General features: G+C 36.7%; 22 protein-coding genes. 17 read left to right on the forward strand and 5 right to left on the reverse strand.

Going from position 1 to position 25,134, the window contains the following annotated elements:
• The first annotated feature begins 139 nt into the window (after positions 1-139).
• The 6 genes from V7S79_RS11620 to V7S79_RS11645 all read left to right on the forward strand — a co-directional run bounded on the left by V7S79_RS11620 (position 140) and on the right by V7S79_RS11645 (position 6,514).
• Positions 140-460: a DUF3467 domain-containing protein gene (locus V7S79_RS11620; RefSeq protein ID WP_459490762.1), complete on the forward strand. Its 321-nt coding sequence runs from the start codon at positions 140-142 to the stop codon at positions 458-460.
• 109 nt (positions 461-569) lie between these two features.
• A complete protein-coding gene (locus V7S79_RS11625; RefSeq protein ID WP_459490763.1) occupies positions 570-2,030 on the forward strand; it encodes a tagaturonate reductase in 1,461 nt (486 codons plus the stop codon).
• A 101-nt stretch (positions 2,031-2,131) separates the two neighbouring features.
• Complete coding sequence (gene uxaC / locus V7S79_RS11630; RefSeq protein WP_459490764.1) at positions 2,132-3,535, forward strand: glucuronate isomerase; 1,404 nt, start codon at positions 2,132-2,134, stop codon at positions 3,533-3,535.
• Positions 3,536-3,538: 3 nt separating this feature from the next.
• Positions 3,539-4,549: a PfkB family carbohydrate kinase gene (locus V7S79_RS11635; protein ID WP_459490765.1), complete on the forward strand. Its 1,011-nt coding sequence runs from the start codon at positions 3,539-3,541 to the stop codon at positions 4,547-4,549.
• A gap of 2 nt (positions 4,550-4,551) precedes the next feature.
• On the forward strand, positions 4,552-5,214 hold the full coding sequence (locus V7S79_RS11640) for a bifunctional 4-hydroxy-2-oxoglutarate aldolase/2-dehydro-3-deoxy-phosphogluconate aldolase (RefSeq protein ID WP_459490766.1): 663 nt from the start codon (positions 4,552-4,554) through the stop codon (positions 5,212-5,214).
• 22 nt (positions 5,215-5,236) lie between these two features.
• A complete protein-coding gene (locus tag V7S79_RS11645) occupies positions 5,237-6,514 on the forward strand; it encodes an MFS transporter (protein WP_459490767.1) in 1,278 nt (425 codons plus the stop codon).
• Between the two features lie 87 nt (positions 6,515-6,601).
• On the opposite strand, the gene mazG is transcribed toward V7S79_RS11645, so the two are convergent.
• Positions 6,602-7,387, reverse strand: a complete 786-nt coding sequence (gene mazG, locus V7S79_RS11650) for a nucleoside triphosphate pyrophosphohydrolase (protein WP_459490768.1) — start codon at positions 7,385-7,387, stop codon at positions 6,602-6,604.
• A gap of 549 nt (positions 7,388-7,936) precedes the next feature.
• Here mazG and uvrB point away from each other — a divergent pair.
• Positions 7,937-9,964 carry an excinuclease ABC subunit UvrB gene (gene uvrB, locus V7S79_RS11655; RefSeq protein WP_459490769.1) on the forward strand — a complete coding sequence of 676 codons (2,028 nt, stop codon included), beginning with the start codon at positions 7,937-7,939 and terminating at the stop codon, positions 9,962-9,964.
• Positions 9,965-9,968: 4 nt separating this feature from the next.
• On the opposite strand, the gene V7S79_RS11660 is transcribed toward uvrB, so the two are convergent.
• From V7S79_RS11660 to V7S79_RS11675, 4 genes are read right to left on the reverse strand one after another with little or no spacing between them, the layout of a single operon-like run.
• Positions 9,969-11,162 (reverse strand): nucleotidyltransferase domain-containing protein, encoded by a 1,194-nt coding sequence (locus V7S79_RS11660; protein WP_459490770.1) that lies wholly within the window; start codon positions 11,160-11,162, stop codon positions 9,969-9,971.
• The gene (locus V7S79_RS11665; protein WP_459490771.1) at positions 11,163-12,917 is read right to left on the reverse strand and encodes an ABC transporter ATP-binding protein; all 1,755 of its coding nucleotides are present in this window, start codon (positions 12,915-12,917) and stop codon (positions 11,163-11,165) included.
• Complete coding sequence (gene cysC, locus V7S79_RS11670) at positions 12,914-13,429, reverse strand: adenylyl-sulfate kinase (RefSeq protein ID WP_459490772.1); 516 nt, start codon at positions 13,427-13,429, stop codon at positions 12,914-12,916. The genes V7S79_RS11665 and cysC overlap by 4 nt, the downstream gene beginning before the upstream one ends.
• Positions 13,419-15,131: an asparagine synthetase B family protein gene (locus V7S79_RS11675; protein ID WP_459490773.1), complete on the reverse strand. Its 1,713-nt coding sequence runs from the start codon at positions 15,129-15,131 to the stop codon at positions 13,419-13,421. The genes cysC and V7S79_RS11675 overlap by 11 nt, the downstream gene beginning before the upstream one ends.
• A gap of 110 nt (positions 15,132-15,241) precedes the next feature.
• Between V7S79_RS11675 and V7S79_RS11680 the strand changes: the two genes are divergently transcribed.
• The 10 genes from V7S79_RS11680 (at position 15,242) to V7S79_RS11725 (ending at position 25,113) form a co-directional block, all read left to right on the forward strand.
• Positions 15,242-15,364 (forward strand): hypothetical protein, encoded by a 123-nt coding sequence (locus V7S79_RS11680; RefSeq protein ID WP_459490774.1) that lies wholly within the window; start codon positions 15,242-15,244, stop codon positions 15,362-15,364.
• A 728-nt stretch (positions 15,365-16,092) separates the two neighbouring features.
• Positions 16,093-17,016, forward strand: a complete 924-nt coding sequence (locus V7S79_RS11685; protein ID WP_459490775.1) for a phosphoenolpyruvate carboxykinase (ATP) — start codon at positions 16,093-16,095, stop codon at positions 17,014-17,016.
• The gene (locus V7S79_RS11690) at positions 17,003-17,869 is read left to right on the forward strand and encodes a sulfotransferase domain-containing protein (RefSeq protein WP_459490776.1); all 867 of its coding nucleotides are present in this window, start codon (positions 17,003-17,005) and stop codon (positions 17,867-17,869) included. The genes V7S79_RS11685 and V7S79_RS11690 overlap by 14 nt, the downstream gene beginning before the upstream one ends.
• 2 nt (positions 17,870-17,871) lie before the next feature.
• Positions 17,872-18,129 (forward strand): PqqD family protein, encoded by a 258-nt coding sequence (locus tag V7S79_RS11695; RefSeq protein WP_459490777.1) that lies wholly within the window; start codon positions 17,872-17,874, stop codon positions 18,127-18,129.
• 3 nt (positions 18,130-18,132) lie between these two features.
• Positions 18,133-18,561 (forward strand): lasso peptide biosynthesis B2 protein, encoded by a 429-nt coding sequence (locus tag V7S79_RS11700; RefSeq protein WP_459490778.1) that lies wholly within the window; start codon positions 18,133-18,135, stop codon positions 18,559-18,561.
• A gap of 59 nt (positions 18,562-18,620) precedes the next feature.
• The gene (locus V7S79_RS11705) at positions 18,621-20,672 is read left to right on the forward strand and encodes a glycoside hydrolase family 97 protein (RefSeq protein WP_459490779.1); all 2,052 of its coding nucleotides are present in this window, start codon (positions 18,621-18,623) and stop codon (positions 20,670-20,672) included.
• Between the two features lie 104 nt (positions 20,673-20,776).
• Positions 20,777-22,246, forward strand: coding sequence for a DUF2271 domain-containing protein (locus V7S79_RS11710; RefSeq protein ID WP_459490780.1), 1,470 nt, complete (start codon positions 20,777-20,779; stop codon positions 22,244-22,246).
• Between the two features lie 6 nt (positions 22,247-22,252).
• Positions 22,253-22,846 (forward strand): PepSY-associated TM helix domain-containing protein, encoded by a 594-nt coding sequence (locus tag V7S79_RS11715; protein ID WP_459490781.1) that lies wholly within the window; start codon positions 22,253-22,255, stop codon positions 22,844-22,846.
• Positions 22,847-22,904: 58 nt separating this feature from the next.
• A complete protein-coding gene (locus V7S79_RS11720; protein ID WP_459490782.1) occupies positions 22,905-24,170 on the forward strand; it encodes an NRAMP family divalent metal transporter in 1,266 nt (421 codons plus the stop codon).
• A 1-nt stretch (position 24,171) separates the two neighbouring features.
• The gene (locus V7S79_RS11725; protein WP_459490783.1) at positions 24,172-25,113 is read left to right on the forward strand and encodes a hypothetical protein; all 942 of its coding nucleotides are present in this window, start codon (positions 24,172-24,174) and stop codon (positions 25,111-25,113) included.
• The last annotated feature ends 21 nt before the right edge of the window (positions 25,114-25,134 follow it).

Genomic DNA, 25,134 nt, shown 5'->3' on the forward strand with positions numbered 1-25,134 from the left:
CCCCTACAGAAATGTGGGGGCTTTTTTTATCTAAAATAAACATTTACTATCACAGATAAAATTGTAAATTTGATTAGATTAAATGATTACTAGCTTAACAAAATATTCAAAAAAACAAGATAATTAACCCCCCATAACCATGTCAAATAACCCAGAAGAAAATCAATTGAATATCGAATTACCAGAAGAAATGGCTGAAGGTGCTTATGTAAATTTAGCACTCATCGCCCACTCACCTTCAGAATTTGTGTTGGATTTTATCCGTATACTTCCTGGAATTCCTAAAGCAAAAGTAAAATCGAGAGTGGTTATGACGCCAGATCACGCTAATCGTTTGTTGATGGCTTTGCAAGAAAATATTGCGAAATACGAAGAGGCTTTTGGACCTATTTCCAAAGACAATGATGGTTCAGGTTTCAATTTTCCGATGAACTACAATGGGCCTATCGGCGAAGCGTAAACGTTTTAAATTTTTTATTTCTTCCAAAAGGATAAGTTTTTGTAAAATTTCAGGTAAATTATTAAGTTTTACGCCTTTAGAGAGATAATTCATTTAAAATTTTTGTGTTATGGCCATGCCAATATTGAGCAATCAAACTTTATCAGACAATCAATTCAATCCACAGGTAAAGCTTGTTTGCCCGAACCCTGAAATAAAAAATTACCCAGAAAAAATACTTCAATTTGGTACTGGGGTTTTATTGCGTGGTCTGTGCGACTACTTCATTGATAAAGCCAATCAAAAAGGAATTTTCAAAGGTCGTGTTGTTTTGGTTAAATCGACTTCCAAAGGAGATTCCAATGCTTTTGAGCAACAAGACAATTTATATACACATTGTGTAAAAGGCATAGAAGAAGGCAAAGAGGTAGAAGAATATTTGGTTAATTCTTCCATCTCTAGAACCTTGGTTGCCAATTCAGAATGGGACCAAATTTTGGCATGTGCACAAAATCCCGACATGCAAATTGTCATTTCCAACACCACGGAAGTTGGTATTCAATACCTCGCCAATGACACCCTTTTTGGACAAGCACCTAAATCTTTCCCTGCCAAATTATTAGCCTTTCTTCATGCACGTTACGAGCATTTCAAAGGAGCTGAATCCGCGGGAATGGTCATTATTCCAACAGAATTAATCATCAATAATGGTGATGTTTTGAAAGGCATTTTGATGCAATTGGCCGAAGAACATCAATTAGATAGCCAATTTATTGCTTGGTTAACAAGTGCGAATCGTTTCTGCAATTCTTTGGTAGATAGAATCGTTCCTGGAAAACCCGATGCGGAAACCATAGAAAAGATACAACAAGATTTGGGATATCAAGATTCCTTGTTGATTATTTCAGAAGTTTACCGACTTTGGGCCATACAAGGTGACGATAAGGTAAGAAAAGTACTTAGTTTCGCAAGTGCTGATCCGGGAGTTATCATTCAAGAAGATATTGAGATTTACCGTGAATTAAAACTACGCTTATTGAATGGAACCCATACATTAATGTGTGGAATGGCTTATTTATTGGGCTTCCGTTTGGTCAAAGATGTGATGGCTAACTCCTATTTCAGTAAACTAATCATGAATTTGATGTTGAGTGAATTGGCCTTTGCCATTCCGTATAAAATGGATTTCAAAGTGGCAGATCGTTTCGGAAGATCGGTGTTGGATCGTTTTAAAAATCCATTCATCAATCATAAATTGATTGATATTACGGTACAGTATAGTACCAAAATGCGTATGCGTAATATTCCTTTGCTATTGAATTATTACAAGGAATTTGGCAAAGCACCTGAATTGATCAGCATGGGTTTTGCGGCCTATTTGCAATTTATGCATGCCGTTAAAGAGGAAAATGGACAATATTTCGGCGAATGCAATGGAGAATTTTATCCTATTCAGTGCGATTTAGCTGGGTATTTTTATGAAGCTTGGAAGAATTTCGATTTACATGCTGTTTTGGCAGATGAAAAATTATGGGGTAGTGATTTAACCCAATTACCAGGTTTTGAAGAGGCAGTGGGGAAATACGTTTGATTTAGTTATTAGTTTTTAAGTATTAGTTATTAGATAACCAACAACTAATAACTAACACCTGATAACTAATATCTAATAACTAATACCTAAAATAATTAGATATGAAACCATTTTTAAACGAAGATTTTTTATTGCAATCGGAAACGGCAAAAGTATTGTATCATCAATATTCTGCCAATATGCCGATTGTTGATTATCACAATCATTTGATTCCTCAACAAATTGCGGAAGACAAACAATTTGATAATATCACTCAAATTTGGTTATACGGCGACCATTACAAATGGCGCGCTATGCGAACCCATGGAGTGGATGAAAAATACATTACGGGAAATGCCAGCGATGAAGAGAAATTTCTTAAATGGGCAGAAACCGTTCCTTATACCATGCGAAATCCTTTGTATCATTGGACGCATTTGGAATTACAACGCTATTTTGGTGTAACTGAATTACTCAATTACGAATCGGGCAAAAGAATTTATGACCAATGTTCTGAATTACTCCGTAAAAAAGAATATTCCGTTCGAAATTTATTGCTAAAAATGAACGTAAAGGTTTTGTGTACCACAGATGACCCAATCGACAATTTAGCTTATCATCAACAAATTGCTGCGAGTGGTTTTTCGATCAAAGTACTTCCTACCTTCCGACCGGACAAAGCTATGGCAGTGGATGATGAATTAGCGTTCATCGAATACATGAATCAATTGAGTAAGGTGGTTGGATACTCGATTAACCATTTATCCGATTACAAAAAAGCCATCAAAGATCGTCACGATTTCTTTCATTCAGTGGGTTGTCGATTGAGCGATCATGGACTAGAGCATATTTACGCAGAGGACTATACGGAGGAAGAAATTGAACATATTTTTGAAAGATTACATGCGGGAAAAACGATCAATAAAAAAGAAAAGTGGCAGTTTAAATCTGCTATGTTGGTTTATTTTGCCCATTTAGATCATTCCAGAGGTTGGACGCAACAATTCCATTTGGGAGCTTTGAGAAATAACAATAACCGTCTTTTGGCAAGTTTAGGTCCTGATACAGGTTTTGACTCGATTGGCGATTTTGAACAAGCGAAACCTTTGTCGAAATTCTTAAATACCTTGGATTCAACCAATCAATTGGCTAAGACAATTTTATACAATTTGAATCCAAGAGACAATGAATTATTAGCAACCATGATTGGTAATTTCCAAGATGGAACCATCGTTGGAAAAATACAATACGGTTCAGGCTGGTGGTTTTTAGACCAAAAAGATGGCATGGAAAAGCAAATCAATGCCTTATCTAACATGGGATTATTAAGTCATTTTGTTGGAATGTTAACCGACTCAAGAAGTTTCTTATCTTTCCCAAGACATGAATATTTCAGAAGAATTTTATGTAATTTACTAGGCCAAGATGTAGAAAACGGAGAACTTCCTGCTGATACAGCTTGGTTAGGCAAGTTGGTTTCAGACATCAGCTACAACAATGCCGCTCAATTTTTTAATTTCGATTAATCAATGAAAAAAATAGTTACTTTCGGAGAAATCATGGGTCGTTTAAGTCCTCCAGGTTATGGCCGAATCACCCAAGCTCAATCCCTTAATCTTACCTTCGGAGGAGGAGAAGCCAATGTTTCAGGAAGTTTAGCTCATTTGGGATTACCTGCTGCACACGTTACCCGCTTTCCAGACCATGAAATGGGAAAGGCAGCTACCGAATACTTCCGAAAAGTAGGCGTAGATATGTCGCATGTACAATATGGTGGCGAAAGATTAGGTTTGTATTATACCGAATTTGGGGCAGCCATGCGTCCTAGCAAAGTGGTTTATGATAGAACCAACTCTTCTTTTTCGAGCTTAGACCCGAAAGAATTTAATTGGGAAGAAATCTTAAAAGATGCTCAATGGTTTCACTGGACAGGTATTTCGCCTGCCATTTCAGCGTCTGCTGCCCAAGCAACTAAAGAGGCTATCGCAGTGGCCAATAAACTAGGTATCACGGTTTCAGCAGATGTCAATTACCGAAAAAATTTATGGCAATATGGTAAATCCGTACAAGAAGTAATGCCCGATTTAATTGCGGGTTGTGATATCATCGTTTGCGGAAAAGGAGATGCAGAAGATATTTTAGGAATTGTGCCAGATGGTAAATCGAAAAGCAATTTCGAATCCATTTGCAAACAAATCATGGCTAGATTTCCCAAAATCAAAAAAATCATTAATACCAAAAGAGGTCAGATTTCAGCTTCCCAAAATACCTTATCTGGCGTTTCATTCGATGGGAAAAACTATGTTAAATCTGACACAGTTGAAATTAGTCAAATCGTTGACCGCATTGGAGGAGGAGACGCTTTTATGGCGGGTTATATTTATGGAAATATTGTTTTAAAAGACGAAGCGCAATCATTGGCATTCGCCGTGGCAGCATCTGCTCTGAAGCATACCATAGAAGGAGATATTAATTTAGCAAATTTAGATGAAATAGAAACAGTCATGAATGGCGACATTACAGGACGATTAAAAAGATAATTATGGCAAGGAATTCATCCACAGTAGTTTACCAAAGAATTGAAGAAACACCCATCGTTCCTTTGTTTTTTAATCCCGATTTGGGCATTGCAAAAAAGGTTCTAAAGGCTTGTTATGATGGCGGCATTCGAGTGTTTGAATTCACCAATCGTGGTCAAGAAGCCCCACAAATTTTTGCCAAATTAATCGAATACGTAGAAGTAGAATGTCCAGACCTCGTTTTGGGAATTGGTACCATTTACGATGCAAAACAAGCTGCACAATTTATTGAGATGGGTGCCGATTTTATGTTACAGCCATTCACAACACCAGAAGTAGGCGAAATTTGTGGAAAGCACGATATCCCTTGGATGCCGGGTACTATGACTTTGACCGAAATCAGAAATGCGGAAGTTTTAGGAGCGAAGTATATTAAAATTTTCCCAGGAAATGTAGTAGGACCTGCATTTGTCAAGGCCTTAAAAGGACCCATGCCGAACAGCAAAATTATGGTTACGGGCGGAGTAGAACCCAACAAAGAAAGTTTATCTACGTGGTTCTCCGCAGGAGCATCTGCTGTGGGTATGGGATCTCAATTATTCCCTCCTAGCTTGATCAAGGAACAAAATTATCAATCCATTTCAAATACCATCACTCAACTTATTCAAACTTACAGAGAATTATAATTTCTCAAAAAAACTCTAAACCATGGAAAAAATAGGAAAATATCGCTGGAGAATTTGCGCATTGCTCTTCTTCGCAACAACGATCAACTACTTGGACAGACAAGTAATTGGACTTTTGAAACCCGTACTAGAAGACGATTTCAAATGGACAGAATCTGACTATTCATTCATTGTCATTTGTTTCCAATCGGCCTATGCCATCAGCTTATTAGGATTTGGAGGCATCATTGACCGAATTGGCACCAAACTAGGATATTCCATCTCAATTGTTGTTTGGAGCATCGCAGCGATGTTGCACGCTTTAGCAACAGGAACATTAAGTTTTGCGTTTATGCGTGGATTATTGGGATTAGGTGAAGCAGGAAATTTTCCCGCAGCGATAAAGACCGTAGCAGAATGGTTTCCTAAAAACGAAAGAGCCTTAGCAACGGGTATTTTTAATTCTGGAGCTAACATTGGAGCTGTTGCAGCACCGATTTTAGTACCTTGGATTTTAGGTGTTTATGGCTGGGAAATGGCCTTTATTGTGACAGGAGCAATCGGATTTATTTGGTTGATTTTCTGGTGGTTATATTATGAAGTTCCATCTAAACACAAAGAATTAAGTAAAGAGGAATTTGATTACATCCATGCAGACATGGAAGCAAAAGATGAAAATCAAGAACCTGTAAAATGGGCTAAATTATTTGGATTCAAACAAACATGGGCATTTTTCTTTGGCAAAATGTTAACGGATCCCATTTGGTGGTTTTTCCTATTCTGGTTGCCTTCTTATTTCAAAGAAAGATTTGAATTGGATTTAAAAAAGCCAAGTTTGGAATTGATTATCGTTTATACTGCTACCACGATTGGTAGTATTGGAGGTGGATATTTATCAGGTTGGTTAATCAACAAAGGTTGGCCTTCTTTTAAAGCAAGAAAATATTCCATGTTGAGCTTTGCGGTTGCAGTAATCCCCATTGTTTTAGCCCGTTATTGCGATAATATTTGGCAAGCTGTTGGATTAATTTCATTGGCGGCAGCGGCTCACCAAGCTTGGTCTGCGAATATTTACTCCATCGCAACGGATATGTTCCCGAAAAAAGCCGTTAGTTCTGTGATTGGTATCGGAGGAATGGCTGGATCTGTAGGAGGAATTTTCTTCCCAATGATTGTCGGTTTTGTCTTGGATAAATACGAATTATTGGGCAACAAAAACGATGGATATAACATCATCTTCTTGCTTTGCGGAAGTGCTTATATGTTAGCTTGGCTAATCATTTATACCTTGGTTCCTAAGTTGGAAGAAGCGAAACTTTGATAATTATGAGTTATGAATTATGAATTATGAATTATGAATTGAGGTTTAATTTAAATAGGGAATAACTTACAATTCATAATTCATAACTCATAATTCCTTCGCTTCCTCCCAATAAACATCCATTTCGGCTAAACTCATATCCGACAAGGTTTTGCCATTTTCCTTGGCGCGTTTTTCCAAATGTTGGAAACGTTGAATAAACTTGCGATTGGTGCGTTCCAATGCTGTTTCTGGATTAATATCAATAAATCTGGCAAAATTCACTAAGCTAAAAATCAAATCACCTAATTCCCCTTCGGCTTTGCTTTTCTGATTTTCATCCAAGTCTTTACCTACAAATTCCGCCTTAAATTCCCCTAATTCTTCTTCTACCTTTTCCCAAACCTGCTCCTTTTCTTCCCAATCGAATCCGGCTCCTCTGGCTTTTTCTTGAATTCTCATCGACTTCACTAAGGCAGGTAAAGAACCTGGGACTCCAGATAAAACCGATTTATTGCCCTCTTTCAACTTCAATGCCTCCCAGTTGGACTTGACTTGCTCTTCCGTTTCTGCAACAACATCACCATAAATATGTGGGTGTCGAGAAATAAGCTTTTCGCAAATGCTATTCAAAACATCAGTTACGTCAAAGGCTGATTGCTCAGAACCAATTTTACTATAGAATACTAAATGCAAAAACACATCCCCTATTTCTTTTTTGATTTCATTCAAATCGCCCTCTAATATGGCATCAGACAATTCATAGGTTTCTTCGATGGTCAAATGTCGTAAAGTATCCATTGTCTGTTTTTTATCCCAAGGACATTTTTCACGCAAATCGTCCATGATGACTAATAATCGATCGAAGGCTTCCGCTGATTTGGGGTATTTCATAAGGGTGATTTAATTGAACAATAAATTTAGTTATTAGTTTTTAGTTATTAGTTATTAGAGTCTTTGTTAAAACACATTTTAAGTGCATAAAAAAACTAATAACTAATAACTAATAACTTAAAACCTTTCCTCATCCTTGAAGAAAATCAGAATATTGATTGGAAATATAAGTAACTAGATAGTAAATCTAATTTTCTTTTTTTAAGGGGTAATGCGTCCCCTTACCCCCTGCAATTTACACGTTTAAAAGTTCAGTTATTTGATAAAATTTTAGGAAGAGAAAGAAGAGAGGAGAGAGAAAGAGGAAAACGCGCTCAGCTGTGCTGAGTGTGTACGATGATTTGAATTTGTAGTTCAATTACACAATACACTTTGCCTTTGTGTTACCACCAGTTTTTAACCACTAAGTTCACAAAGGAAATTTTAACCTTTAATTCGCATTACTTAAGTATTAGCGTCTATGCTAAAAGAGATTTTAATTGAAAAAACTAATACCTAATACCTAATAACTAATAACTTAAAACTAAATTTGCTTTTTAAAAATCACACATGGACTTTCAATTAGTTTCTTCTTATCAACCTACTGGAGATCAGCCAGAAGCCATCAAACAATTGGTTGCAGGCTTGAAAAAAGAAGAGGCTTCCCAAACACTTTTGGGGGTAACAGGTTCAGGAAAAACATTTACTATTGCCAATGTCATCAAAGAAGTCAATCGACCGACTTTGATATTGAGTCATAACAAAACATTAGCCGCACAGTTATATGGAGAATTCAAGCATTTTTTCCCAGAAAATGCGGTAGAATATTTCATCTCCTATTACGATTATTACCAACCTGAAGCATTTATTGCAACAACAGGTACCTACATTGAAAAAGATTTATCCATCAATCAAGAAATTGAGAAATTACGTTTAGCCACAACCTCTTCGTTGATGTCTGGCAGACGCGACATCATTGTGATCGCCTCCGTTTCTTGTATTTATGGTATGGGTAATCCCGATGAATACCGAAATTCCATTTTACGTATTGGCGTTGGGGAAATTATTTCCAGAAATCAATTCCTCTTCCGTTTGGTAGAAATCTTGTATGCAAGAACCGAGGGCGAATTTTTGCGCGGTACTTTCCGTGTAAAAGGTGATACCGTTGATATATTTTTAGCGTATGCTGATTTTGGTTATCGAATTATTTTCTTTGGCGACGAAATTGAAGAAATTCATCGCATTGATCCATGGACAGGTAAGAAAATTTCTACCGAAAAAATGGTCGCCATTTTCCCTGCCAATTTATTCGTAACGGGTCGTGAGACCATGCAAAGAGCCATTTCAGATATTCAAGCAGATTTGGTGAATCAAATTTCTTATTTCGGGAAAGAAGGCCGACTAACGGAAGCTGAGCGTATCAAACAAAGAACAGAATTCGACTTAGAAATGATGCGGGAATTGGGTTATTGCTCAGGGATTGAAAATTATTCGAGGTACTTTGATGCTCGAAAACCCGGACAAAGACCATTCTGTTTATTGGACTTTTTCCCAGAAGATTTTCTGATGGTCGTGGATGAGAGTCACGTAACCATGCCCCAAATAAAAGCCATGTACGGTGGCGATCGTTCCAGAAAAGAATCTTTGGTGGAATATGGGTTCCGATTGCCTTCTGCCATGGACAACCGCCCTTTGACCTTTCAAGAATTTGAAGATTTAATCGGTCAAACAATTTATGTTTCAGCAACTCCTTCTGAATATGAATTGAAAAAATCGGAAGGCGTAGTTGTTGAACAAATCATTCGTCCAACAGGCTTATTGGACCCACTAATTGAAGTTCGTCCGACCAAAAATCAAATCGACGATTTATTAGATGAAGTAAATGACCGTATTAAAAAGAATGAAAGGGTATTGATTACCACTTTGACCAAAAGAATGGCCGAGGAACTTTCTAAATTTTTAGATCGTGTGGGAATAAAATGCCGCTACATTCACTCTGAAATAAAAACTTTGGAGCGAGTAGAGATTCTGCGTGAACTTCGTTTGGGAGTTATTGATGTGTTGGTCGGGGTAAATTTATTGAGAGAGGGATTGGATTTGCCAGAGGTATCGCTGGTGGCCATCATGGATGCTGACAAAGAAGGATTTTTACGAGATATTCGATCATTGATTCAGACCATTGGTAGAGCAGCCAGGAATGAAAATGGAAAAGTTTTGATGTATGCAGATAAAATGACAGGTTCCATGGAATTAGCCATCTCTGAAACCAACCGCAGAAGGGCGAAGCAAATGGCCTATAATGAGGAGCATGGGATTACTCCTAAAACCATTTTACGTAGTCATGATGAGATCATGGAACAAACTTCCATCGCAGATCGAATGGCTAAACCTACCAAAAACTATTTATTAAAACCAGAAGAACAAATCGCTGCCGCAGATCCATTGTTGGCTTATATGTCAAAAGCTGAACTGAACAAACAAAAAGAAGCCGTCAAAAAAGAAATGGAAAAAGCCGCCAAGGAACTCGACTTCCCGTTGGCTGCTAGATTCAGAGATGAATTATTGGCGATTGAAAAGTTGATGGAGGAAAAGAAATAGTCGCTTACTTTTTACCTACTAAATGGTAAAAGATATAACTTAGAATTTTATCGATAAAATTTAATATACCCCAACCTGATGGAAAATTAAATATTCGTTTTCGTTCAAATGGATTGGGGGAATTATATGTGTTATACAATTTTTTAAGGTAGGAAAGGAAGGTATAACCTTGATCCTGAGAATGATGCAAAATTTGTTCATAATTCCAACGAGGGATCATTTTATTCCAATAATTAGCCTTTCCCCAAAAATCAACAGTCAAGTGAATTTTCTTTGGCGCATAATGTTGTAACTCGTTTTCAATTGCTTCAGGAAGCTCAAAGGCAAAAACCTCTCGAATCAACCAAAAACCATTTTTTACGACTGTCAAAACATTAAAATCTTTGGCTTGTTGCAGCATTAATTGCCAATCGATTTGGTCTTGATAGGTTTTCATAAAGGCTAATAAATCAACCAAATCCTTGAATTTCAACCAGAATTCTTTGCCTCCATGGTGAAAAATCAAAGACCAGAACAAGGCCTCCGGACGAGTCACAACGATTTTTTGACCATAAAAATTTAGCTGTTCGGTTTGATCAAACAAAAACGACAAATCGAATTGGTAATAAAAAAACTGATTGAATAATTCCCAATGAAAATCGACGTTATAGGATTTTTTATCAAAATGCAATTCTTGAAAATTAGAACCATTGATTAATTCTTGCAAATCTGAATCCAAATTTTTGGAGGTATGGAATGTCCCTAAATCTCTGCATTGATAATTTTCTTTGATCAAAATCTTCATCCCCTTCAAAGAATCACTCTTTTTAAACAAAAAATCAATGTCCGTACTTTCTCGCAATAGTTTGTTTTGGTATAACAATTGAGTATAAAGCGCCCCTTTTAATAAAAGAGGTGATATTCCTTCATTCTCAAACAATGTATATAATCGCTTAATTTCGAGTACATTATCCAAATTGCTTTTAGCTCTTTGTTGGGCAAATTTTTGATAAAAATGAGACAGATTCGTTGGCAAAACGGCTTGCTGTTGATTGGCTGAAAAAGCAACGTGACGCATGCCATGGTAAGCACATGCTTTCTTAAATTTTGGCCAATTGATCCCGTCTACTTTAAAAGTAGAATTCACCTGAAGGATCTCTTGTTGGACCATTTGAACCAACAAAGCTAATTCGCGAGAAAGTGCGAGTACTTTTTTCATCTACACTTTTTGCTGTTCGTATAACTGATTAAAAATCACGGAACTCGTTTTCAATTCATCAAATGTTCCTTGTTCCACAATTTCCCCTTGATCCATCACTAAAATTTTATCCACAAATTTCAAATTATAGAGTCGATGGGTGATAATGATACTTACTTTATCTTCCGATTTTGCTTTGATATTTTCAATTATTTTGGCCTCCGCAATAGCGTCAATAGAGCTTGTGGGTTCATCGAAAATCCATAAAGGACTATTCCTGAAAAATGCCCTCGCAATCACTAATTTTTGCCATTGCCCTCCACTCAACTGCACCCCAGCCCCAAAAATTCGGCCTAATTTAGAATGGTGTTTATGTGGAAATTGATGAACGAAATCTTGCGCATCCGCCATTTGCAATGCCTCCAACAACCGATCTTCCCTATTCATCTCCTCTTCCTGACAACCCATCTCGATGAATTCTTGAATCGATACATAATATTTCTCAAAATCTTGAAAAACAAACGTGGATTCATTCGCGAAAAGACCCTCATCAATTTGATGAATTGATCTATTTTTCCAACGCAAATCCCCTTGCGTCGGAATATAAAGTCCCGCCAGTAATTTAACCAAGGTACTTTTTCCTGAACCATTTGCTCCAACTATCGCAATCGTCTCACCTTTCTTGATTTTAAAATCAATGTTTTTCAAAACCCAATGATCAGATTCAGGATATTTGAAGGACAAACCTTCTACTTCTAGTTCATGGGTTAAATACTTGTCAAAATATTTAATTTCTCTCTTTTCTTCTTTCAAATCGAGATAATCAAACAAATCTTTTAAAAATACTCGCTGTTGCAACAATTGAACCCAACTTTGTAGAAAAGTTTTCAAGGTAGATTGAATCCTTTGTAGGCCTTGTAAATAAATCACCAAAACACTAATTCCAATGACCTTAGCAATGGCCAAATCGATGAGCTGGTACATCACCATGACAATCACTGCGACTTCCAACAATTCAGCTAAACCTGAAAAAAAGCTAATTTTCAATTGCAAAGAGCGCTTTTTCTGAAAAATAAAAGCTTTGAAAACACTAAATTGAGTAATCCATTTGGCGCCCATATTCAAAGTCTTTACCTCTTTGGCATAAGAAACACCCAGCAACAACTGATGTAAGTAATTCGACTCTCGTTCTTGTCGAACCAACTTTTTATCCAACTGGGCAAGCGCATTGCCAGAAATCCACTTAATAACAGAAAGCGGAATTGCCAACAAAACAATCCACCAAGCAAAATCGCTTAACAATTTAAAAAAGTAAGAAACCAAGGCTAGCAATGAAAAACTGCTCACTAAAACCGATTGCAATACTTGATACACTTGAGGTATTTTGTACAGGGATTGCTGCTGAGCCAAATGAAGGCTGTTTTGATAGTCTGAGTTTTCATTAAACTCGAAAGGAATTTTTGTACTCTTATTTAAAATCTTCTCACTAAAAAAGGCACTAACCTGATGCTGGTTGTTAAAACTTAGGTAGGATTGGATTTGCTGAACAAGCAGATTTAGCACATAAACCCCAGCCATCAAAAATAAATAATGCAAAATATTGGCGTCTAAGGTTTTAGCTAATAAAACCTGATCTAAAAGTTGTTTGGTAAAAAACAAAACAAGAACCGGAATGCCAGCCAATAAACCCTGCATCAGTAATTGAAAAACAAAACCCATCGGATTTGCTTTCCAGATCATTCCATAAGCCCTAAAATAATCCTTGATATAGTTCATTCTACTGTCAATTTGCCTAAAATAAACTGAACACTTGACTTGGCACTAACATGCTCTGTTTTGATCCATAAATCCGCGTTCAAAGGCGAATCAAAGGGTGAATCTATTCCTGTAAAATTCCTTAAGCCTTCCTGCCTAACCTTAGCATATAAACCTTTAGGATCTCTTTCTTGACAAATTGCCAAAGGCGTGTCCACAAAAACTTCAAAATAATCTTCTCCTAATATAGCTCGATTCGATTTCCGCATTGATTCCAAGGGGGTAATGAGCGCCACTATCACCCAAAAACCTTGCGCCAAAAACAATTTGGCCACTTCTGCCGTCCTGCGAACATTTTCCACTCTGTCCGAATCTGAAAATCCTAAATTGCTATTTAAACCCGTCCTTAATACATCTCCATCCAAAACCACGACTTGTTGGCCGCCCTTTCCAAGTTCTTTGGCTAATTCTTCAGAAAGCGTTGTTTTTCCTGCACCTGACAATCCCAAAAACCAAATACATTTATTTATCATGCCCAGGAAGATTTTTATCGATTAAATAATCCATTTTATTCAAAATCACTTTTCTAGATGCTTGATCTAATTCTCCCTCTTCAAATGTTTTTTGCATATCAAATAATCCCAAAGCATTACTAATAGGCCGATTTTCAAAATCCTTCAATTGTTGTTTCTTCCAATATTCAGCAAAAGCCAGAGTAAAAGCTCCGTTGCTCTTATTTTGCAATCGCACATCATCCGGCAGAATCCCTTCACAAATTTTTCTAAAAAGGGAACGACTAAATTCTTTGGGTTGAAAATATTCAATAGGCAAACTCAGGGCAAATTGAAGAAATCGCAAATCAGCCATGGGATATACCGTGTTAATTCCATATTGATTCGCATACAAACCCTCCGATTCCGTACGTAAACAAGAATGTGGCCTAAACACTTTTCGAATCAATTCTTGCCTAAATGAAGGAAAAAAAGAAAAAGATTTGTCCTTCAATTGAGCATGAAATGGAGAATCAGGATGTAATAAATTACGTCTCTTTTGCACCTCATCATATCCTTTGAGGATCGTCTTATTCCATCTAGCTCTAAGATAACGATATACCTGTTTGGCGAAAAGAATAGGATGTTGTAAGCTTTGCCTTAGCATCCATTTCAGGTCCACTTGATGAAAATACTCAAAATAATATTGCCCTCCAGGATGTGAAATTCCTTCGTCGCCAGGGAATCCACTAAACATCACCTCTACGCCGTATTCTGCTGCTTGCTTATACATAGAATCCTGCCAAATAGAATCAGAATCGGCAAATCCACCCATGATTTCATTTGATTTATCATAACACTCAAAGGTGTCTTTGTAATAAAATCCATCCGCCAAATGGTGATTTTCTCTATGCAATTGCGCGTATTCAATGATACTATTTTGAGTGGCTTGCTCATCTATTCCCCTTTCAGAATATGCACGAGTTTTCTCATTTAAGACAAATGAGAAGGTATGTAAATCTTTTTTAGGCATGATCCTTGATGCCAAAACGGTAATGGCAGAAGAATCCATCCCCCCACTCAATTGGGTTCCGGCAATTTTCACCCCACGCAAGCGACTTTCCACGGCTTGATGAAATAGTCTCCTCAATTCCTCAAAAACTTCTTTTCCCGTTTTAAAAGCAGTAGTATCTATGGTTTGAAATTCCCAATACCGATGTTCCGTCAAATGGTCTTCTCCCATTTTAAGAAATCCAAAATGGGCAGGTTGCAAACGATGAATTTCTTTAAAAAATGTTTCTCCGACTTCTACTAAATAATTCTTTAGCTCTGTAGCTAAGTAGTGTTGATTAATTGTCAAATGTGAAAGACCCACATGATCTCGGATAGCGGAAATGGAAGAAGCAAGAATCAAAGTATTCTCGTTTTGATAATAAAACAAAGGACGAATTCCCATTGGGTCTTTGACACACCAAAGCGATTGATTCCTAGAATCCCAAATCACAAACGCAAAATCACCCAATAATTTCTCAAAAGCCTTTTCTTGGTATTTTTCAAAAAGAGCTAAGATCAAAGATTCTTGAGAAGTGAATGACTCATTCGGAAATTCATTTTCCAATTCATCCAAATTATCCAAACGCAGAGAACCCTGGTAAAATAAATCACCCCTTTGAAATGAAAATAGACTGGTATCAAAAGTCCTCTTGCGAGCCAATTGGGGAAAGCTGAGTAAAAATGAATTCATATTAAACCTAGAACGAGGAGCAAAAAACAAAACTACAAGAATCCAATGGCATTTTTGAACAAAAAACACCTACCTTTAAATAAATATTTTGTTCTCAATTAAATAATCTCATGCAAAATCAAACAGAAAATCCTAAAAAAACGTGGCAAGAGCCTGAAATAATCGTTTTGGATGTTGAAGGGGGCGGCCCTCCCAATCCAAGAGAAGTTACAGCTGGTATAGCCATTTCATAGATTCATAAAAAATTGATTATTCGGTAAATATTTACTATATATTTTTTATATTGCGGTATTGTTTGTGTTCATAATTAAATTATATCATGCAAAATCAATCTGAAAGCATTAAAAAAAATTGGCAAGAGCCGGAGTTAAAGTCCTTGAAAATAAAGAATGGTACTCAGCATCAAGAAGCAGAATATACTTTCAATCTCCATCCTAATAGTGTTACTAGTACTTTTAGTTAAATTACCCGCCCCAAATAAAAAATTGATTAATTGTTAAATATTTATGTTGATTTTTTTATATTTCGGTATTATTCGTGTTCATAATTAAATTACAAAATGCAGAATCAAGAAGAAAAAACTAAAAAAAACTTGGCAAGTGCCTGAAATGAAGTCCTTAATCATTAAAAATGGCACACACACTAGTTCCCCAGAATCTACACTTTTTGCGCCTAGTCAGCAATCATAAAGTTTGTGATGAAAAAACAATGGCAAGTTCCTACAATACAACTCTTAATAATATCAGGAGGTAACATTACAAGCACCAATGAAGTTCATAATGGAATCGTATCCTGATATTTACGCATTTATATAAAATGGAAAACAAAAAAACTTGGCAAGAGCCTGAAATTTTAGAGATTGATATTGAAACATTGAATCCATTTGGACTTTTAGCTGATATCGGAGGAACACTTTCTTCCTAACTTTTTACTCTTTTTTGCCCACTCAATTGATACCCCATTGAACAACTATTTATTTTTCGGACAATGGATTATTTCCGAATTTGTATTACCTGAAATTAATTCCATTACAGACATTGCCGGTTTGACCTATCCCATCCAATTAAAATATGGGAAAGTTCCCCTTAACTTAGAAAAGCCAGCAACAGAAGAAAAACCATTTTCAACCTTTAACGAAAATGAATTTCTCTATCAAGTCCCTGAAATTGCCAAATATTACATCCGAAATGGCAATGAAATCATCATAGAGCCCATTTCAGAGAATGAAACAGAAGTGCTTCTTTTCTTTTATTCCAATGCCTTGGCAGCGGTTTTGTATCAAAGAAATTTGATTCCTTTTCATGCCTCTGGGGTGAAAATCAATGACAAGCAAATTGTTCTTTTCCCTGCTCCTTCTAGAACTGGAAAATCCACCACCGCTATCTTTTTAGAGAAAAAAGGTTATCCTATTTTTTCAGACGATACTGTTTTGTTGGAGGTAAAAGATGGAAAATGTTACGCCACTCCTTCCTACCCCATCATGCGTTTATGGCAAAATTCCATCGACGAAAGTGAACAATATGAAACAGAGGATGGCTATGAACTTAGACCAGGCATGAACAAATTTGGTATTTCTTTTGGCGATAAATACTCGACTGAGAAAATGGAAGTGGCAGCTTTGGTCTTTTTAAATAACCATACAGAAGAATTAAAAATAGAGCCATTAAAGTCCAAAAATGTATTTCTGCATTTAGGAAATAATGTCTACCGCAAACAATGGATCATTGGGATGAAAAAACAAATCCCTCAATTTCAATTGCTGTCTGCCATCAGTCAAAAGATCCCTGCCTTCATAGCCAATAGGCCCAAAGGAGAAGATACATTTCAATCATTTTCAAATGCCATCGAGCAGGAAATCATTGCACCATTGAATGGAAACAACTAAAAATATTATCTGGTTGGCTTCCTATCCGAAATCAGGAAATACCTGGTTTCGATCATTTTTGACGGCTCTAAAATTTGAAAATGAAGCCTTTGATATCAATGATTTAAAAACAGATGGAATTTTTTCAGGCAAAGACAACATTGAAAATGTGCTGGACTTAGATGCGGATCATTTACTCTCCCCTGAAGTAGAGTTGTACCAACAATTAACATGGAATTTTGTAGCAGCAAAGGCCAAGCGGAAATTATTTGTTAAAATTCATGATGCATTCGATTATTCCGAGAATCACCCAGGTTTAAGCATTGTCCCAGAAACTCCAACCTTTAAAGCAGTTTATTTCGTCCGCCATCCTTACGATGTAGTGCCTTCTTTGGCCAATCACTTAGGACAATCGATAGACAAAACCGTCAATTTTTTGAATAATACCAAATCGGCATTCATTCGGAATAAAAAAAGAACTTCTCCAGCTAATCAATTTTACCAACATTTGGACACTTGGAATAACCATGTGAAAAGTTGGTTGGAAAGACCTCAATTTCCTGTACTTTTTGTTCGCTATGAAGACATGAAATTGCATCCTTTTGAGACTTTTAAAAAGGCCATCCAATTCATGGAAATTGAATTTTCTGACGAACAAATCCAAAATGCTTTGGAGATGACCAAATTTGAAAATTTACGTAAGCAAGAAGAAGAAAAGGGATTTCGGGAGAAAGGAACCAAGACCAAATTCTTCTTTAACAAAGGCGAAGTGAATTACGGAAAATCCCTCTTAACAGAGGAACAAATAAATAATATCAACACTGTCAATGAAGAAATGATGAAACATTTTGGCTATTGGCCTTCAAAAATGTAATTATGTACCAATTAGACTCAGAAAAAGTTTTATTTACCCAATTGGGAGAAGAAGGCGTTTTGTTTCATGTAGAAAAAAATGAATATTTTAGCACCAATGAAACCATGACTAAAATCGTCTTAGGACTTCAAAACCAATTAAATACAGAACAAATTGTGCAAAGTTTGTTGGAAGAATTTGATATCGACGAAGCCACATGTCTAACTTCTGTTACTAACATGCTCGTAATTTTGGAACAAAAAGGTTTCATCGCAAAATAATTCATGCTACGAAAAGTTGCTACTTTCATGCGGTTGTCTGCTCAAAGGAAAATCCTTTTATTGAAGGGCTTTGCCTTAGCAATTTATTCGAACATTTTGTTTCAATTTTTTAATAATAAAGTTGTTTATGGTGCAATTGAAGCTCCGAAAAACTCCCAAAAGGAAATTGACAAGCAAAAAATTATAGATATTCGATTTCTCATTAAAATTTTACATAAGTATATACCTTGGGAATTCAAGTGTAGGCACCAAGCTTGGATCGCGGCCCATTTGTTAAGAAAATATCAAATTCCTTATTCTGTTTTCATTGGCTTCAAAAAAAATGAAGTAGGAATAATTGAAGGCCATGCTTGGACCATCGCGCAAGAAATTTTTGTTTCTGGATTTTGCCAGCCTTCCGAATATGTGATTCAATCTGAATACAAAGGCTAATTGGTGGAACATCTCCATCATAAAGAAGCAAATACGATAAATTTTATTAATTTTATTCCATGTATAAACTACTCGTATTCGTCTTATTGAGCGTACCTGCCTTTGCTCAAAATTTTTATAAAATAGCTAGTCCCAATGGACAGCTAGCCTTACAAGTCATTCATGCCCCTGATCGTAGCATCAAATACCAGGTAACCCTTCACAACAAAGAAGTCATTGCCTTGTCTGGCATTGGAATAAGTCTCAAAAAGCCTCAATTAGAACTCCGTAAATTTCAAATTTTACAAGTAGATTCCATTGAACACAATAGCTCTTGGAAACCTGTGTGGGGCGAGGTCAAAGAAATTCAAAATCAGTATAAAGAACTGAGTTTTCAAGTAAAAGAAAGTTCCGTTTTGATGAAAATCATTTTCCGCGTGTTCAACGATGGAATTGCTTTTAGGTATTTTTTCCCTGAACAAGATAATTTTAAACATTTCATTGTGGACAATGAATGGTCTACTTTCAATATGTCAGGAGACCATACAACATTTTGGATTCCAGGCGATTACGATACCAACGAATACACTTATCAAAAAACAAAGATTTCAGAGATTGACGCCACTGCTGCGGCAGCTAAAGAAAAAGACATTGCCGTAACCTCCCTCATTGGAAAAAATTATGTGCAAACTCCATTGATGTTGAAGTCGTCTGAAGGAGTTTATATCAACGTGCATGAAGCCGCTTTAATCAATTACCCTGTCATGCATTTGAAGGTGACTGGCACAGAATTTACCTCTACTTTGGTACCAGATGCCGTAGGTAATAAAGCTTATTTACAAACTCCTTTTAATACCCCTTGGAGAACCATCATTATCTCCAACAAAGCGGAACAAATCTTATCCTCAAAGACGATTCTTAACCTAAATGAACCCTCAAAAATCCAAGATAGTACGTGGATCAAACCTCAGAAATTCATGGGAATGTGGTGGGAAATGCACATTGGAAAGGCCAATTGGCCTTTGGCAAGTGGAAAACATGGCGCAAATACCGAAAATGTTAAACGTTATATCGACTTTGCATCTAAACATGGATTTCAAGGAGTGCTGGTAGAAGGTTGGAACAAGGGCTGGGAAGATTGGTTTGGAAATTGGAAAGAAGAAGTCTTTGATTTCGTGAGTCCATATCCCGATTATGACATCGATTCATTGACAAAATATGCCCAATCAAAAGGTTTGAAATTAATCATGCACCATGAAACAGCCAGTTCTGTGACCAATTATGAGCGTAGAATGGATGCGGCATTTCAATACATGGTGAACAAAAACATGGAGGTGGTAAAGACTGGATATGTTGGGAAAATCATCCCAAGGGGAGAACATCACGACAGTCAATGGATGGTTAATCATTACAACCGTGTAGCAGAAAAAGCGGCTTCTTTCAAACTTATGGTTGATTCGCACGAATCCGTACATCCTACTGGGCTTCACCGCACCTATCCGAACTGGATGGCAGCAGAAGCAGCTAGAGGTTCTGAATTTAACAATGCCCCTACCCTTGGCATTAATCCTGAACATACTACCATATTGCCATTTACTCGATTAATGGGTGGCCCCATGGATTACACTCCAGGGTTGTTTCACATGTCATTGAATCAATTCGATAGCCTGAGAACAACCAAAGTACGATCCACTTTGGCCAAGCAATTGGCTTTGTATGTAACCATTTATAGTCCCTTACAAATGGCTGCCGATTTACCAGAAAATTACGAGAAATACCTTGATGCTTTTCAGTTTATCAAAGAAGTACCTGTGGATTGGGATGATACCAAAGTGCTTTTAGCAGAACCTGGAGAATTTGTCAGTATCGCGAGAAAAGAAAAAGGGAAGGATGCCTGGTTTATTGGGTCTATCACCAATAGCAATGCGCGTAACATGAGTTTTGATATGGACTTTTTAGATCAGGACAAAATTTATGAAGCTACCTTGTATATGGATGCAGAAAATGCCGATTTCGAAAAAAATCCAGAGGCCTATCTCATTGAAAAAAGATTGGTGACGAATAAATCCAAAATGAACTTCCGTTTACAACGTGGAGGAGGTTGTGCTGTTGTTTTAAGAAAAGTTAATTAATCTTAAAAGACTTTCCTGGTAGACAAAAAACGAATTTTCGTCTTAAATATCAAAACCTATTTATGAAGACTTATAGTTTTGGGTCTTAATCTAACAACAAAAAAATGAATGTACTGTCTCTAGGATTATCAGGCATTTTATCCGCCTTCCCCAACCAAGCCACGGAAAATAGCAAAGGAATTTTACTTTCAGAGTTCGAAGCAGTTCTTGGTACCTCTTTAGACCTTAAAGTATCTGCTAACAATTATTCCAATGCCCAATTAGCAGAACAAAAAATCATCACTGAACTTACCCGTTTACAACAAATATTAGGAAGTTTTCAAAAAAGCAATGAATTCGCTCAATGGAAAAATACCTACCAACAAAAAATAGAGGTTTCCAATGAACTAATTGAAATCGCTAAAGAATTCGATTTTTGGAAAGAACAAACTCAAGGTGCAATCAATCCAGCCAGTGAAGAATTTACTCAATTGTGGAAAAAAGCCAGTGAGGAAGGGATTCAACCTAGCCAAGCGGAGTTAGACCATTTAATAGAAAAAGTCAAAGAAAATCATTGGGAAATAGAAGGTAATACCTTAACAAAAACCTCGGATGCAGATTTGAAATTACACACCTTCACCAAATTATATGTAGCTGAAAAAGTGGCCAATGTAACCATGGAGTCGGAAGGTGTGGAAGGAGTGGTGGTCAATATTGGAGGTGATATTGTTGTCAAAGGTGACATCCAAGAGAAAATCAAAGTTGCTGACCCAACTGCACCTTATGAAAATGCAGCCCCTATTTCTGTCGTTGAAATAAATAATAAAACCATTGCTTCGAGTGGGAATTATCGCCGCGGAGTTGAATTAAACGGCGAACATTTATCGCATATCATAGATCCCCAAACAGGTTTACCTGCGGATCAAATTGCAAGTGCAACGGTAATTCATGAAAATGCAGTAACAGCAGGCGCACTTGCAACGGCTTTCAACATTTTACCCATTAGTGAATCTATCCAACTTGCAAAAACAGCCAATAATGCTGATTATTTGATTGTCGACAAAGAAGGAAACGAATTTCAAAGTGAAAATTGGCCTGCCATTGCCAAAGAAGAACATTCGGCGATCTCTTTTGTCCAATTAAAAGAGAAACTTTGGAACCCTAAAATGGAATGCAGCATCGACCTAGAAATTGCAGATTTAGGTGGCTATGCGCGTAGACCTTACGTTGCGATTTGGATTGAGGATGAAAACAATAATCCTGTGCGCAGAATTGCCCTTTGGTATAGAAAACCAAGATGGCTTGTGGATTTGAGATATTGGTCGGCAGGATCTAGAAATACCGATTTCAATGTTAGCCCAATCACCGGTGCGACGCGTGGTGCGGGAAAATATTCTTTGGTTTGGGATGGAAAAGATGATGCTGGACAATATGTAAACCAAGGAAATTACACCGTGGTGATAGAAGCAGCTCGGGAACATGGTTCTTACCAACTGATGAAACAATCTTTGAAATTTGATGAAAAAGCCAAAGCGGCATCATTTACAGGGAATGAAGAAATCTCAGCTGCTCGATTGAATTTCACTTCGAAATAAAATAGGATGAAAAAAGGAAATTGGAAAAATTGGTTGTCAAATTGGTCGAGGTGGTTGCATATTTATTTGTCGATGTTCAGTTTTGTGATTGTTTTGTTTTTCTCAATCACAGGACTGACGCTCAATCACTTAGATTGGTTTCCTGAAAAAGAAATTTTAAAGGAGCAAAAAGGACAATTGAATCCAATTTGGGTCAATGTGGCAGATACTTCTCAAATTAAAAAACTAGAAATTGTAGAGCATTTCAGGAATCAATATGCGGTAAAAGGCTTAATCAATGATTTTAGAATCGACGAAAATGAAGTTTCTATTTCCTTCCAAGGACCTGGTTATACGGCAGATGCGTTTATTCAGCGAGAAGATGGTAAATTTCAATTAAGCACTCGCGAGTTGGGCTGGGTGGCCTTTTTCAATGATTTGCACAAAGGAAGAGATACTGGTAAATCTTGGTCTTGGGTGATTGATTTCTCCGCCATTTTTATGACAATCATTTCATTAACGGGTTTAATTTTATTGCTATTCCTAAAAAAGAAAAGGTTCAATGGCATCATTTGGCTAATCCTTGGATTAGGGGCAGTTGGATTATTATATTACCTCTAATTGCCTTTCTTATCTTAAAACCTTTTACTTTGTAAAAGAAATTTTCAAAGAAGCAAATATGAGCGAATCCAAAAAACGTTTTCCTAATCTGTCCAAATTTTGGAAGATTTTAGGACCTGGATTAGTAACAGGAGCCAGCGACGATGATCCATCAGGGATTGCTACTTATTCACAAGCTGGCGCAGCTTTTGGATTATCTACTTTGTGGACATCCATTTTGGCCTTCCCTTTGATGTCCGCCATCCAAAAAATGTGTGCTAAAATTGGTTTGGTGACCAATCAAGGCCTAACTGGGACATTGAAAAAACATTACCCTCGTCCTATTTTGTATCTGATGTTGCTTTTTAGCTTTCCCGCCATCGTATTGAATATTGGTGCAGATATTGCTGGAATGGGTGCTGTTGGAAATTTATTATTCCCCGCCATTGATGCCACATTTTTTAGTGTATTTTTTACCATATTACTGCTCGGACTCATCATTTATCTTCCTTATGCCAAAATTGCATCAATCTTAAAATACCTGTGCATCGCGATGTTGGTGTATTTTGTCGTGCCGTTTTTATACAAACAAGATTTTATCGCCATCTTAAAATCCACCTTTATTCCCAAAATTGAATTCACCAAAGAATTCATGGCCATCTTAGTAGGCATTTTAGGCACCACCATTTCTCCTTATTTGTTCTTTTGGCAGGCATCCATGGAAGTAGAAGAAATGAAACACAAGAAAAAACATTTAATGGTCAATAAAAAAATCATTTCAGATGTTAATCAAGATGTTGATTTTGGCATGACTTTCTCTGGATTTGTGATGTATTTCATTATTCTAACTACCGGCACTGTACTTTATAATGCGGGAATTAGACAAATAGATACGGTGGAAGAAGCAGCAATGGCCTTAAAACCTTTGGCAGGGAATTTTGCTTATTTGTTATTTGCTACTGGTGTGATTGGTACTGGTTTAATTGCCATACCCGTTTTGAGCGGTTCTTTGTCCTATATATTCGCTGAAACCTTTGGTTGGGAACAAGGCTTAGATAAAAAATTTCATGAGGCAAGAGGTTTTTATACGGTCATCGCTATCTCCCTCGTATTGGGATTATCGTTGAATTACATAGGAATTTCTCCCATTCAAGCATTGATTTATACTGCTATCCTGTATGGAATTACCGCCCCAGTCTTAATCGGTATTATATTGCATATTTCAAACAACAAATCCATCATGGGGAAATTTGTGAATGATCGTTTAACGAATATTTTAGGAATATTAGCCTTTATTATAATGACAGTTGCATCAGGGTTATTGTTGTGGTTGGAAGTGTTTTAGAATGAAAAAAATCAAGTATTTATCTTATCTATTAATCTTTATTTTCATTAAATCGGGTCGGTCAGAAAGCTTCATCAATGGCAATCTACATTCGATTCATTTTAAAGAAACGGAAGACAAAGGAATTCTAGAAAATTTAGAAATTGATGAAGCTTCGGGTATTGTCGCATCAGAAGAGCATCCAGATAGTTTGTGGGTAATTAACGATTCGAATGATTTAAATCGGATATTTTTAATTGATAAAACCGGAGGAGGGAGGAACGAGTTTTTTTTGAAAGGGATCCAAAATAGAGATTGGGAAACCTTGGCCTTTTGGAAAAATTCCAAAGAAGAAAACTATATCTACATTGGCGATATCGGCGACAATGAGGGAAAATTTACTGAATATTTCATCCATCGATTCAAAGAACCCAAATCTAATTCCATTGAATTTTACACGGGAATGATTAAAAATGTAGAAACCCTTCGTTTCGAATTGCCGGATGGATCGCGTGATATGGAATCCATGTTCGTTGATCAAATCAATGGCGATATTTATTTAATTTCAAAAAGAGAGGATAAAAAACATTTGTACAAAATCCCAGACAAAGCTTTTCAAAAGAAAAAATTGACATCGGCTCAATTTGTCATGCGATTAAAATTCTCGAAACCTAGCTCAGACCTTGAAATTTTGAAGAAACTGTATTTTTTAACTGCCGCAGATATTTCCAGAAACAACGATGAAATTATCATTCGTAATTACTTAGATGTCTACTATTGGAAAAAAAATAAATATGAATCGATTTCTGATGCCCTTCATAGAGACCCAATGATCATCCCCAGTGCCCAAGAAGCGCAAGGTGAGGCGATTGCCTTTTCTGCCAATGGGAATGGCTATTATTCTATTTCAGAACAGGTAGATCCAACCAGTCCTGTGCATGTGTATTTTACCAAAAAAAACTAAGATTAGGTAATAGGTAAGAGG

Source organism: Aquirufa sp. ROCK-SH2, from assembly GCF_054558315.1.